This is a genomic window from Pseudomonas sp. 910_21 (assembly GCF_052850735.1).
Genome location: NZ_VXCY01000002.1, coordinates 194,536 through 207,649, shown reverse-complemented (window position 1 = coordinate 207,649; position 13,114 = coordinate 194,536). Strand labels below are relative to the sequence as shown.

General features: G+C 59.5%; 14 protein-coding genes. 8 read left to right on the top strand and 6 right to left on the bottom strand.

The genetic code is table 11. From position 1 onward, the window contains the following. Positions 1-4 precede the first annotated feature (4 nt). The 6 genes from FW796_RS06005 to FW796_RS05980 all read left to right on the top strand — a co-directional run bounded on the left by FW796_RS06005 (position 5) and on the right by FW796_RS05980 (position 6,186). Entirely contained in the window at positions 5-709 is a 705-nt protein-coding gene (locus tag FW796_RS06005; protein ID WP_346633894.1) for an ABC transporter permease, read from the top strand. 43 nt (positions 710-752) lie between these two features. Continuing rightward, positions 753-1,934 carry a pyridoxal phosphate-dependent aminotransferase gene (locus FW796_RS06000; RefSeq protein WP_346633893.1) on the top strand — a complete coding sequence of 394 codons (1,182 nt, stop codon included), beginning with the start codon at positions 753-755 and terminating at the stop codon, positions 1,932-1,934. Between the two features lie 108 nt (positions 1,935-2,042). Next, the gene (locus FW796_RS05995; protein ID WP_346633892.1) at positions 2,043-3,788 is read left to right on the top strand and encodes an amidohydrolase; all 1,746 of its coding nucleotides are present in this window, start codon (positions 2,043-2,045) and stop codon (positions 3,786-3,788) included. Beyond that, positions 3,788-4,714, top strand: coding sequence for a CobW family GTP-binding protein (locus FW796_RS05990; RefSeq protein WP_446439142.1), 927 nt, complete (start codon positions 3,788-3,790; stop codon positions 4,712-4,714). The genes FW796_RS05995 and FW796_RS05990 overlap by 1 nt, the downstream gene beginning before the upstream one ends. A gap of 85 nt (positions 4,715-4,799) precedes the next feature. Continuing rightward, positions 4,800-5,297, top strand: a complete 498-nt coding sequence (locus FW796_RS05985) for a hypothetical protein (protein WP_346633890.1) — start codon at positions 4,800-4,802, stop codon at positions 5,295-5,297. Between the two features lie 187 nt (positions 5,298-5,484). Then, positions 5,485-6,186: a hypothetical protein gene (locus FW796_RS05980; RefSeq protein WP_123724742.1), complete on the top strand. Its 702-nt coding sequence runs from the start codon at positions 5,485-5,487 to the stop codon at positions 6,184-6,186. A gap of 107 nt (positions 6,187-6,293) precedes the next feature. On the opposite strand, the gene FW796_RS05975 is transcribed toward FW796_RS05980, so the two are convergent. Next, positions 6,294-7,649, bottom strand: a complete 1,356-nt coding sequence (locus FW796_RS05975) for a serine hydroxymethyltransferase (RefSeq protein ID WP_446439141.1) — start codon at positions 7,647-7,649, stop codon at positions 6,294-6,296. A gap of 521 nt (positions 7,650-8,170) precedes the next feature. Here FW796_RS05975 and FW796_RS05970 point away from each other — a divergent pair. Then, the gene (locus tag FW796_RS05970) at positions 8,171-8,773 is read left to right on the top strand and encodes a helix-turn-helix transcriptional regulator (RefSeq protein WP_346633888.1); all 603 of its coding nucleotides are present in this window, start codon (positions 8,171-8,173) and stop codon (positions 8,771-8,773) included. Next, entirely contained in the window at positions 8,760-9,653 is an 894-nt protein-coding gene (locus FW796_RS05965; RefSeq protein ID WP_346633887.1) for a queuosine precursor transporter, read from the top strand. The genes FW796_RS05970 and FW796_RS05965 overlap by 14 nt, the downstream gene beginning before the upstream one ends. Before the next feature lie 78 nt (positions 9,654-9,731). Here FW796_RS05965 and queC read toward each other — a convergent pair whose 3' ends face one another. From queC to FW796_RS05940, 5 genes are all read right to left on the bottom strand, one after another. Continuing rightward, the gene (gene queC / locus FW796_RS05960) at positions 9,732-10,430 is read right to left on the bottom strand and encodes a 7-cyano-7-deazaguanine synthase QueC (RefSeq protein WP_346633886.1); all 699 of its coding nucleotides are present in this window, start codon (positions 10,428-10,430) and stop codon (positions 9,732-9,734) included. 118 nt (positions 10,431-10,548) lie between these two features. After that, positions 10,549-11,103, bottom strand: coding sequence for a cytochrome b (locus FW796_RS05955; RefSeq protein ID WP_446439140.1), 555 nt, complete (start codon positions 11,101-11,103; stop codon positions 10,549-10,551). A gap of 156 nt (positions 11,104-11,259) precedes the next feature. Continuing rightward, on the bottom strand, positions 11,260-12,147 hold the full coding sequence (gene cyoE, locus FW796_RS05950; RefSeq protein ID WP_123724747.1) for a heme o synthase: 888 nt from the start codon (positions 12,145-12,147) through the stop codon (positions 11,260-11,262). Positions 12,148-12,157: 10 nt separating this feature from the next. Continuing rightward, positions 12,158-12,487, bottom strand: a complete 330-nt coding sequence (cyoD, locus tag FW796_RS05945; RefSeq protein ID WP_092310581.1) for a cytochrome o ubiquinol oxidase subunit IV — start codon at positions 12,485-12,487, stop codon at positions 12,158-12,160. Continuing rightward, positions 12,488-13,114, bottom strand: coding sequence for a cytochrome o ubiquinol oxidase subunit III (locus tag FW796_RS05940; protein WP_025129487.1), 627 nt, complete (start codon positions 13,112-13,114; stop codon positions 12,488-12,490).

Here is a 13,114-nt window from a genome sequence, read left to right as displayed (position 1 = left end):
TCGGATGGACTTTTCCTGGATCAACGGTTTTTCCAGCGAGCTGCTGCGCGGCCTGGGTATCACCCTCAAGCTCCTGCTGCTGAGCGGAATCTGCGGCTTTGCCCTGGCAGTAGTGGTGGGCCTGGGCCGGGTGTCGCGCAACCCTCTGATTCGCGCACCGATGCAGTTCTATATCAGTGTGTTCCGCGGTACGCCGCTGCTGGTGCAGATCTACATCCTCTATTACGGGGTAGGCAGCCTGTTCGCCGCCTACCCGCCAATTCGCGGCAGCTTTCTCTGGCCCTACCTGCGCGAAGGTTTCTGGTATGTCGCCCTGGCCCTGACCCTGAGCGTCGGCGCCTATGTCGGCGAAGTACTGCGCGGCGGCCTGCGGGCCGTGCCCCGGGGCGAGCTGGAAGCAGCCCGTGCCTATGGCATGGGTCACTGGCTGACCCTGCGCCGGGTCTGGCTGCCCCGGGCCCTGGAACTGGTGCGCCCGACCCTGGTGGGGGAATGCGTGCTGTTGCTCAAGGCCACTGCGCTGGCGTCCACCGTGGCGGTCACTGATTTACTCGGCGCGGCCAACCTGGTACGCGCCCAGACCCTGAAGGTCTACGAGCCGCTGCTGGCGGTGGCGCTGATCTACATCGTCCTGGCCTTTGTCATCGAACATCTGTGCGCACGCTTGGGCACCGCTTCTCAGAATCAGCGGCCGCAGCGTCAGGCCTGAACCCATTTATTGCGCGGGCAACGAGGCCCGTGAGGAGAACAGCATGCGTTACTCACCTTTCGTTCAGCGCATCAGCGGCGAATCCGTCAGCGCCTGGGATATTCACTACGCAGCCATCGAGGCCCGGGGTCGCGGCGAGGATGTGATCGTCCTCAGCGTCGGTGATCCGGACTTCGCCACCGATGCACGCATCAGTGCCGCTGCCAGCGCTGCCCTGGAGCAGGGCGACACCCATTACACCCACGTCCTTGGCCGCCCGGCCCTGCGTGAGGCCATCGCCGCCAAACAGCGGCGCCTGCTGGGTATCGACGTCAGCGCCGACAACGTGGCCCTGGTGGCTGGCGCCCAGAACGGCCTGTTCGCCACGTCGCTGTGCCTGTTCAGCAGTGGCGACGAAGTGCTGGTGCCGGAACCCATGTACCTGACCTATGAGGCCTGCATCCACGCCTCGGGGGCCAAGATCGCCTGCGTCCAGCAACCGGCGGCCAACGGCTTTCGCCTGACCGCGGCAGCCCTGGAAGCGGCGCTCACCGACAAGACCCGCGGCATCGCCCTGGCTACGCCCTGCAACCCCACCGGCAACGTCTACAGCCGCGAGGAGCTGGAAGCCGTGGCCGAGGTGGCGCGCAAGCATGACCTGTGGGTGATCTCCGATGAGGTCTACGGGCAACTGACCTACGACCGCGAACACCTGAGCATCGCCTCGATGCCGGGCATGGCCGAACGCACTGTGATCCTCAACAGCCTGTCGAAAACCCACGCCATGACCGGCTGGCGCGTGGGCTGGGTCATCGCCCCGCCGGCATTGGTCGGGCACCTGGACAACCTGCTGCTGTGCATGCTCTACGGCCTGCCCGGGTTTATCCAGGAAGCCGCGCTCAAGGCCCTGGAGCTGGATGAAGAAGTGATCGGCAGTGCCCGCGAGGTCTATCGCCGTCGCCGCGACTTGGTGGTGGCCGGGCTCAAGCCGGTGCAGTTGCTCGATTGCCGCGAGCCGGAAGCCGGGATGTTCATGCTGGTGGACGTGCGCCGCACCGGGCTGTCGAGCATGGATTTCGCCTGGCAGCTGTTCCGCGCCACCGGGGTCTCGGTGCTCGATGCCCAGGCCTTTGGTGCCAGCGCCGAGGGCTTCGTGCGGATCTCCTTCACCGTCGCCGACGACGTGCTCAAGGACGCCTGCCAACGCATTGCCGGCTTTGTCGAAACCCTGGGCGCCACCCGCTGAGCGCATTACCCGGGCCGCCCCGCGGCCCTCGTACCTCTGACAAGAACACTGCTGCGCCTTACTTTTTTGCCCACCTTTGAAGGGCCCCCTGCTTGAGAGGTTGACCCCGTGACCGCTTCCGACCAATTCAACTCCACCCATAGCGCCGTCGATCAATATGCCGAACTGGTGCTGCACAACGGCCGGATGTACACCCTCGATCCGGCCCAGCCCTGGGCCGATGCCGTGGCCATCCGCCAGGGCAAGCTGATCGCGGTGGGCAGCCTCGCTTCCCTGGCCTCTCTGATCGGCCCCAACACCCGCCAGCACGATCTGGACGGGGCCTTCTGCATGCCCGGCCTGCACGACATGCACACTCACCCGGACCTGGCCCTGGCGCCGCGCTACGCCGACGACCTGGATGTAGGCATCGAAGACCCGACCCCGGAGCAGCTGACCGCGGCGATCCACGCCTACGCCGACAGCCACCCCGGCGATGGCTGGATCTACGGCCAGTACTGGGTGCGCTACACCTTCCGCGAAGCCGGCCTGACCCCGGGCCGTGAGTGGCTCGACAGCGTCATGCCAGACCGCCCGGTGGCCCTGCTGGATCGCATGTGGGGGACCATGATGGTCAACTCCAAGGCCCTGGAACTGGCCGGTATCGACCGTCACACCAGCGATCCGCGCAACGGTTACCTGGAGCGCGATGAACTCACCGGCGAACCCAACGGCCTGCTGATCGACGGCGCCTACGCACTGATCCACGCCGCCATGCCGCCGACCCCAGTGTCGGTGCTGCGCCGCGCCTATCGTGATGGTGTGCACTTCCAGACCTCGCGCGGGGTCACGGCCACCAAGTACGTGCACGTCTGCGAGAACCGTCTGCAGGCCCTCAAGGAACTGGACGATGCCGGCGAACTGACCCTGCGAGTAGAAGCCGCCATCAGTTGGCAGGACGATATCTTCCCGGTGCGTCGGCGCTGGGAGCTGCTCAGCGGCGAACGGCATTTCTATCGCAGCGCCCGCCTGAGCGCCAACGCGGTGAAGTTCCACTTCGACGGCACCGTGGAACCCAAGTCTTCCTATCTGCTGACGCCCTGGCCGGAAGAGTCGAGCTGGCGCGGCAAGCTCAACCTGACCCCGGAACACATCACCGACATGGTGGTGGACATGGACAAGCGCGGCCTGCGAGTGATCGCCCACTGCACCGGCGACGGCGCCTCCGACGTGTTCCTCGACGCCGTGGCCGAAGCCCGTCGGCGCAACGGCAACAGCGGTATCCGTCACCAATGCGCCCACAGCACCCTGCTGCACCCGGGCAACCTCAAGCGCTTCCAGAGCCTGGACGTGATTGCCGAGTTCTCCCCGGCGGCCTGGTATCCGACCCCATTCGCCAGCGGTGCCCGCTCCGGCTACGGCCAGGAGCGCCTCAAGCGTATCTATGACTTCAAGGGCGTACTGGCAGCCGGTGGCATCGCGGTGTTCGGCACCGACTGGCCGGTGGCGTCCATCGACCCGTGGCTGGCCCTGGAAACCATGGTTACCCGACAGAATCCTTGGAACCAGGAACCCGATACCTTCGGTGACCCCATCAGCCTGGAACAGGCCCTGCAAGTGGCGACCCTCAACGGCGCCCATGCCATGGGCCTGGAACACCTGACCGGCAGCCTGGAGGCCGGCAAGTCGGCGGACCTGATCGTCCTCGACCGTGACCTGTTCGCCCAGGGTGCGCGCAACTACATCCACCACACCCAGGTGCAACTGACCTTCGTCGAAGGGCAACTGGTCTACGACCGCCAGGGCACCTTCAGCGACACACCGCTGCAAGCGGTCTGGGAAGGCCTGCCGCCAGTGATCGAGGGCAAGGAATAATGAACAGCACCCCGAGCATTCCAGTGACCGTGGTTGCCGGCTTTCTCGGCGCCGGCAAGACCACCCTGCTCAACCGCATGGTGCAGCGCGCCGACAGCGGCCGACTGGCAGTGATCGTCAACGATTTCGGTGAGCTGAACATCGATGCGGCGATCATCGCCGAGGTCACCGACGCGGTGTACAGCCTGCAGAACGGCTGCATCTGCTGCACCGTGCAGGAGGACCTGCTGGCGCAGCTGGTGAGCCTGTCCAAGCTGCGCCCGGCCCTGGAACGGATCGTCATCGAGTGCAGCGGTGTCTCCGACCCGCAGCGCATCGTGCAGACCATCGGCTACCCGCAACTGCGCAACCGCCTGCACCTGGACGCAGTGATCACCCTGGTGGACGCCAGCGGCTACCAGGAACTGGAAGGGGAAATGGCTCGGCTGTCCCGGGCCCAGGTGGCCTGCGCCGACTGGGTGCTGCTGAACAAGGCCGACCTGGTGAGTGCCGAGCAGTTGCAGAGCATTCGCGCCAGCCTCGGCGGCCGCGCCCCGGTGTTCGATACGGTGCAAGCCGAGCTGCCGGCGGAGTTGCTGCTGACCCCGCCGGTGCGTTCCACCGAGGTGCTGTTCAAGGCCCTGCCCCAGGCTCACGACCAGTTGTTCGAAAGCTGGGTGTGGAAAAGCTCGCGGCCGCTGCAACCCAAGGCCCTGCGGGACTGGCTGGCGCGCCTGCCCGCCGACCTGCTGCGCCTCAAGGGCCTGGTGCGCCTGGAAGGCAATGAACAACCCTATTGGTTGCAGCATGTGGGCAACCGCAGCCAGTTCACCCTGGCGGCCGATCAGCCCACCGAGCATGCCGCGCAGCTGGTGTTCATCGCTCGCCGGGGCAGCGATCTGCGCCAGGAACTGGAGGCCGGGGTCAGCGATACCCAAGTGATGTAAACGGCGAGCACCGGGAAGCTTCACGGCACGACGGGCCTGGCGCATCATGAGCCGCCCGTTTTCCGCTGAAGCAAGGACGCAGCACATGCTCGACATCCTCCAAGGCACGCCCCTTTGGGTGTACGCCGTCTTCGCCCTGATCTGTTATTACGGCCTTCGCGCAAGAGCCACCACCCGTGAGAGTCGCCGCTCGCTGATGATTGCCCCGGTGATTCTGCTGATCTGGTCGCTGTGGTCAGTGAACCTTGGCCTGCACCCGTTACTCGCACTGGGAGCCTGGATCGGTGGTGCCGTGTTGGGCAGCCTGCTGGCCATGCTGCTGTTTTCCAGCGCCGGGGTGATACTGGAGTCGGGCGGCGAGGCCATTCTGGTTCCCGGCACCCTGAAGATCCTTGGCATCTCACTACTGTTCTTCGCGGTTAAATACTGGATCGGCTATCAGACCGCGGTGCACCCCGAGCACGTTGCCAGCGTCCAGATGCTGAGCATCAGCGGCGCTGCGGCGGGCTTCACCGTGGGTCTGTTCTGCGGCCGGGCCCTGAAGTTGTACCGCCACTGGCTAACCCTCCAGGTCAAGGCCTGAAGGCGCCGGGAGAACGGCGGCGGACGCTGGGGAATCTTCCTCGCAAATGCCGGTCTTTAGGGACAGCGCGGTTGGCTGGTCGCTTGGTCCGTGACAATAGGCCCCGGGTCCAATAGATTAGGCGCCCCCGAAAATCCCCCTGGGCCTTTCGCGCCTCAAACCTGTTAAACCAAGTAGTGGATGTTCAATGCCTGATTCCAACACCGAAGAATCCGTGATCGCCCTGTCCAACAAGGCCGAATACGAAAACGCCATTCATCTTTCCCAGCACGTGTCCCAGGCCAAGACCATCAGCGAGATGGTGCTCGACGCCTTCCACAGCTCGAAAGAAAGTGACCAGATTCGCGAACTGCGTGCTGCGATTCGCCAGGCCCACGACCGCTTTGACGACGACACTGCCTATGAACTCATGGGCCAGCTCAAGCAACTCAAAGACGCCGAGGCCGCCGACCTGGCCGCCCTGGAAGACCTGAGCAAGAAATTCCCCATCAGCCGGATCCTCTCCAGCTACAAGGACGACCCGGACTTCCAGGAGCTGGTCTACGGCCTGGCCCTGAAAGTGCTGAACCAGACTCACCAGGCCATCAGCAACCCCAGCGGCGGCAAGAGCAAGGCACGGCCGAAGAAGGAAATGGAAGTGTTTGCCATCAGCAAGGACGGCATCAGCGTCACCCTGCCGATGCGCCCGCGCTCCAAGGCCAACGTCGACCGTGAAGCCTTTGAGTTTCTCGGCTTCAGCTTTGTGGGTGAAGGCGACGAGGCGGAGCTGGAAAGCGAGACCTTCCTCGACAGCAACGGCAACGAACAGCAAGCGACCCGCAAGAACATCGTCACCGCGATCCAACAGCAGACCGCATTTGCCGGCTACAGCGCGCAACAACAGCTGTAACCCGGCCCTGTAGCGAGCTTGCTCGCGAAGCCGCCAGCCCTGCCTGAACGGCCAAGAAAAAGCCCCGCGCTTCAACCTGAAGTCGGGGCTTTTTCTTGGCCTGCTCCTCAGCTATCCCGATAATCCGCAATGGGATACCGCAAGCACAACGCCTCCACCTCTAGACGGAACATCTCCTGCAACGCCGGCGCGAGGCTGTACTTGTGCTCGCCGAGGGGCGCCACCTTGTCCAGGATCCGGCAAACCAGATCGACGACCTGGCGGCACCCTTGGGAATCGATGTGGCGTTGGGCGATAGAACCGGCGCCGATGCACAAACCATCACCGACAAAGGACGATCGGGTTTCCCCCGGCGCGCGTTTTTTGTTCACGATGATGCCGCACGCCTCCAATGCCGACTCAGCAATGGAGCCGGTGATGCCCCCTCGCAACTGAAGCAGAATCGTGTGGTTCTCCGTCCCGTCGCCCACGACCTCATAGTCCTGGGCCATGAAGGCGCTGGCCATTTCATCCGCGGTGCTCCGAACCCGGCCCATGCAGGCATCGAATCGGGGAGACATGGCATAACCCAGCGCGGCTGCCTTGGCCGCAATCATGTTGACCGCCGGTGCCCCCTGTATTCCCGGGAATACGGCTTGGTCGAGGACAACGCGGAAAGTTGACCTCAAGCCGGGAACCTTGGTGTCCGCATCGCGCCCCGACAGAATCAGGCCTCCGCGCGGCCCCGCGAGCTGCTTGTGGGTGCAGGTCGTAGTGACGTGTGCCGCGTCGATGGGGCTTGGATGCCGCCCCGTGGCCACCAGACCGGCAATATGTGAAATGTCCGCGAGCAGGATCGCCCCGGCTTCATCGGCGATTGCACGGAATCGCTGAAAATCCAGTGCCCGCGAATAGGCAGTCGCACCGCAGATGATGATGCGCGGACGATGGGCGAGCGCCAGCTTGCGCACCTCATCGTAGTCAATGACGCCCTGGGATGTGGTGCCGTAACGAATCGCCTTGTAGTTGGCCCCCGTGAAGGCGAGAGCGCTACTGTGGGTAAGGTGCCCGCCATGATCGAGGGCCATGCTGAGGATCGTATCCCCTGGCTCGGCCAGGGCTGTGAGCACCTGGTAGTTGGCATTGGAGGCCGAGTGCGACTGCACACCGGCATATTGGGCAGCGAACAGTTCCTGGGCCCGACGAATCGCCAGGGATTCAACCCGATCGGCGTTCTCGCACCCGGCGTGATGACGCCGGCCTGGAGTGCCCTCTACGGTGACGTTGAGCAACGCCGATGCCGAAGCCGCCAAGGTCCGTGGGCCGGCCGCGCAGGACGATGAACCCAAGGACAGTGTGCAGTGTTGGCGCGTGACTTCCGCGTCCAGGATGCTTGCCAGTTCGGCGTCTTCAGTACGCAGATCGGCCAAGCCTCGTCGCAGCAGGTCGGCCTGGGTCCTGAGTGGTTCAGTATCAGCTGCCATTATTCTGTGTCCCTTCCTTGTGTATTGCGCGCCACGAACGACAGCACGCTTCCTGAGTTTCACGTTCGTTTATGCGGATCAGGCTCATCCAAGCCTTGGTCCAGACTGTATAAGGCACAACAGGATTAATCAAAGAATTAAACATTTTCCAAATTAAATGATTCTTTTTTTAAGACGAAAGGACACCCGCCTTGCCTCGCTGTGGGGTCTTGGCCGGCGAAGGGCCATCACTACAGTCCTGAGGGGCTTTATTGTGATGGCTGGCGCATGCAACACTTGTCCATTGCGGCGTCCCCCCCGGAATCGGCCCCTTCCACGATTCCAACGCCCTCAATACCGACGGCGAAGTATCCCTGGACGGATGCAGCTGACTAAAGGAGCACTAGCAAGTTGGTACATATCCGTAAAAAGTCTGAAAAAAATCTGCTGCAGTAACCCAGTCACTGGTGCCGAACATCAAGTACGGCACGACCGCTATAAAAATCAATATGTGGCGACTATAAGGAAATGGTGAGCATTTGATGCACAGAAGAGAAAGAACAGAGTATTTAAAGAGCAACATTAAATACCTGATAAAAAGTCGCGGTGAGACGCAACTGTCTTTGTGCAATGCCAGCGGCCTGACCAGAACAACTATTTATAATATTCTGGAAGGTAAGGTAACCAATGTACAGCAGTCCACCATTCGAAAGATTTCCGATTTCTTCGGCGTTTCCTATGAAGAGATCGAAACCATCGACTTTGAAGAGAAGGAGATCATCGAGAGCAGTATCTCCCCTCAAGGCAACATGAATCCGGCTGCCGTACCGATCATCAAGGAGAGTTTGCTGATAGCCAATATGGATAGACGGATCGGTGAACTGGCCACGCTTTACCCATTGACCTATTACTTCGGCACATCCTACAACTTGATAGCGGTGTTGCTGGAGCATGCAATCAATGGCTTGAATGAACCTGGCGATCTCCTGATCGTACAAAAGGGATCCTCGACTGACGATAAAGAGAAGCTGGTTTACGACAGGCTGACAAAGAAGCTGCTCATCATCAATGGCCCGTACTCCGATACCGATCGCCTATCTGTAGTAGGCGACATCATCGAGGAGCGATTCAATGACAGCCTATGAAGCAGAAGCCGAGAACAGCAAGTACAAGTTACTGGGGTTTGAAAATAACAAAAGCCTGGCCGTAATCATGATTATCGCCACAGGCAAGGTCATCAGAATCAAGTTAAGTGAAGTGCTGAACAGCGAAATAATGGACAATCTAAATAAAATGGAAATCAAAAATCTTTACAAGAAATTCTATTCCCAAGGAGGGGCCCTGACTGCGTACGACCTGAACGACCGACACGAGAACTCATGGATGATTTACATCATCCTGAACCTGCTGCTCTTTACGTTCTACATTTTCACCAGTATTGCTGCGACCAAGCCGATTTACCTGGAGACGCTCGATATCATTATCACTCCAGGCACCTTCCTCTATCCTCTGACATTTTTAATCGTTGACTTGCTGAACGAAAACTTCGGGCTCAGGCTTGCAAGAAGAGCCATTTTGTTCGCCTTTGCAAGCAACGCCATGATTATCATCCTGCTCTATGGATCGACCTTTCTCCCCGGACTACCGGGCTGGAAACTCGACACGCCCTACAATGACGTCATCATTCATGTGTCGTCTGTATTGGTAGCCTCCTCCGTCTCTTTCCTTGTTTCTGAGAATATAAATTCATACTTGCTGTGCAAGATAAAAGAGCTGACGAATTCCAGATTTCTATTTCTGCGAATATTTTTGAGCACCTTGTTTGCAGTCATCATCGACAGCTTTGTATTTTGCTACATCGCATTTTATGGAGCGATGCAAAACAGCGACATCCTGAACATGATCTATGTTCAAATCGCGATTAAAGTATGTTTTGCCTTCTTCAACATCCTGCCAGCTTATGGTGCCAGGTCATTGTTCAAGAGATACATCCCGGACGGCCAGAACAAGCAACAGAGTGCCTGATTGTCTCAAGGCATTGGATTCAACACTCATCTGACAGCCAGACGCAGTGTTGAATCCCATTGGCCAGCAATCAAGCCTTTAGCTGAGACTCAACTTGCCTTTCAAGCTATTCATGACCTCTGTCTTGTTCTCCAGATAGCTGTTCAAGCCTCTTGCGCGAAGATTGCACGCATCGCAATTAGCGCAGCCACTGCCCATGATCCCGTTATAGCAAGTCAGTGTTTGTTCACGAATCAGGTCCAGTTGGCTGTGGTAGTCAGCCAACGCCCAGGTTTCTGCCTTGTTCAGCCACATCAGTGGAGTTTCAAGCTGCAGCTTGTACTCCATGCCCAGCTCCAGCGCCTTGTTCAAGGCCTTTACAAACTCATCGCGACAATCAGGATAACCAGAGAAGTCCGTCTCACAGACACCGGTGATGACAGTCTCGGCTTTTACCTGATAGGCATAAATGGATGCCAGGGTTAAAAACAGAATATTGCGTCCCGGCACAAAGGTACTGGGCAGGCTCTCACCTGAACTGTTCACCGTCGGCACCGGGATATTGTCCCGAGTGAGACTGCTGATTGCCAACTCGTTCAGCAGCGAAGCATCCAGCACCTTGTGAACTGTCGCTCCCAGTTGTTTTGCAAGCCGCTGCGCCGTTTCTATCTCTGCGTGGTGCCGCTGACCATAGTCAAACGTAATGCAGTGCACCTCGTCATAAAGCGGCAATGCGTGGATCAAACAGGTTGTCGAGTCCTGCCCGCCACTAAAAACGACGACGGCTATTTTCTTCATCATTCTGCTTCCTGCATAAGTAGAGTCATTTCATGAGTTAAACGGCCCATTGACGGGCTCTGAATAAAATACCCCGCACTTCTCTCGAAGGCGGGGCTTTTTTGTCTAGGACAAAAAATCAAGCCGAGGGGCTGCTACCGGCCATGCGCCGCAGGATATGCGCCTGGCCTTTGACACAGTGCAGGATCACCGCCGCGACATGGCCCACGATCAGTACCAGCAAGGTCCAGCCCAGCAAGCTGTGGAAGTTGTTGCCCAGGTCGGTCATCCACTGGATTTTCGCCCCCTCGAAGCCGCTCATCACCGGCAGGCCAAAGGCGGAAAATGCCCGCCCCGATCCGTACTGGCGCAGCAGTCCGAGAAACGGAATGGCGAACATGCCGACATACAGCAACCCGTGCCCCAGACGCGCGGCGAAGTTCAGGCTCGGCGGCCGGCGATGACGGTTCAACAGGCTCCAGAGCACACGCACCAGCAACAGGCCCATCAACAGCAGCCCCACTTGCTTGTGGGTCGGCCAGAGAAATTCATCCAATGCCGATTCGGCCAGCAGGTAATGTGCACCGGTGGTGCTGTAGATCCAGACAAAGGCCAATGCCATGGCCCAGTGCAATCCGCGACTGATAACGCCATAACGCGCCTGCGAATCGTACATTTCGATACGGCTTTCCATTACATCCACTCAGGTTCATCCACGAGCGAGGCATTTTACCCGGCCATGCAAAGTCATCGGGCCGAAAAGCTTTAAATGATGTGACGGTCCCCCCGAGCGGTATAAAAAAGCCCCGCGCTTCTCTCGAAGGCGGGGCTTTTCTGTGGCCTGGACAGCTTAGTGTGCGTAGGTCAGCAAGAGCTCGGTCGGGGCCTTGAAATCCACCGACATCATCACGCTCAGGGCGGTGATGGTGAAGATCGAGAACACGAAGAGCTTGCGCGCCCACACAGTGTCATCCACTGCCTTGTAGCCGGTCCAGGCCATGTACAACCAGTACATGCCCATCGCCGCCGCTACCGCCAGGTAGCTCATGCCGGCGTAACCGCTGAAGGTCAGCATCAGGGTCGCCACCAGGAATGCCAGGATGTAGAGCAGGATGTGCTTCTTGGCCACGCGAATGCCACGCTTCACGGGCAGCACCGGAATCGATGCGGCCAGGTAATCGTTGAAGCGGAAGATCGCGATGGCGTAGGAATGCGGCATCTGCCACAGGCTGAACATCACCAGCAGGGTCAATGCGGCCATGTCGAAGCTGTTGCTCACAGCCACATAACCGATCACCGGCGGCATGGCCCCGGACAGACTGCCCACCAGCGTGCCGTGAACCGACTTGCGCTTGAGGTACAGGCTGTAGAGACCGACGTAGATGACAAAGCCGATTACCGCGAACAACGCAGCCAACGGGTTGGCCACGTAGTACAGCAGGGCGACGCCGGCGACACCGAGGATGGAGGCATAGACCAGGGCCGCTTCCAGGGAGATCAAGCCCTGGACCAGCACGCGGTTCTTGGTGCGCTCCATCTTCAGGTCGATGTCACGGTCGATGCAGTTGTTGAACACGCAACCGGACGCTACCACCAGCGAGGTGCCGATCATGGCGGCCAGGAAAATGGCCAGATCGACATGCCCTTTCGAGGCCAGGAAAAACCCGCCTGCCACAGAAAGCACGTTACCGAAAATGATCCCCGGTTTGGTGATTTGGATAAAGTGCTTGAGCGACATCGGGTTTACCTCACTTGGCCATCATGACGGTGTGGATGCTGAACATGATCCACAACGACAGACCAACCAGCAGAACAATGACCAACGCGGCGAAGATGAACGCCACCACGTTGTTGCGCTGTGCCGCGGAACGGTCCAGGTGCAGGAAGTACACCAGGTGTACCAGCACCTGGATCACTGCGAATGCCAGGACGATCCACAGGGTCACGTCTTTAGGCAGCGACGGGTACATCACCAGGCCGAACGGGATCAGTGTCAGGATGACCGACAGGATGAAGCCGATGGCGTAGGACTTGACGCTGCCGTGACCGGCTTCGTCGTGGGAGTGTGTGTTGGCCATTTACATAGTCCCCATCAGGTAAACAACGGTGAATACGCAGATCCACACCACGTCCAGGAAGTGCCAGAACAGGCTCAGGCAGCTCAGACGGGTCTTGTTGGTCGCCGTCAGGCCGTTTTTCTGCACCTGATACATCATGATCGCCATCCAGATCAGACCGCTGGTCACGTGCAGACCGTGGGTACCAACCAGGGTGAAGAAGCCGGACAGGAAGCCGGAACGGCTAGGGCCGTAGCCTTCGGAGATCAGCAGGTGGAACTCGTTGATCTCCATGCCGATGAAGCCCAGGCCGAACAGGAACGTCATGCCCAGCCAGCCCAGTACCTGCTTCTTGTTACCCCGGAAGAACGCCAGCATGGCGAAGCCATAGGTGATCGAACTGAACAGCAGCAGAGCGGTTTCGCCCAGTACGTAAGGCAGTTCGAAGATGTCGTGGCCCGATGGGCCACCCGCTACGTTATTAACCAGTACCGCGTATACCGCGAAGATCGACGCAAACAGAATGCAGTCGGTCATCAGGTAGAGCCAGAAACCGAATACGGTCATCTCGCCCGAGTCGTGGTGATGGTCATCGTGCCCATGGTCATCGACATGGGCGTGTCCAGCATTGGTCACTAAGTTCGACAT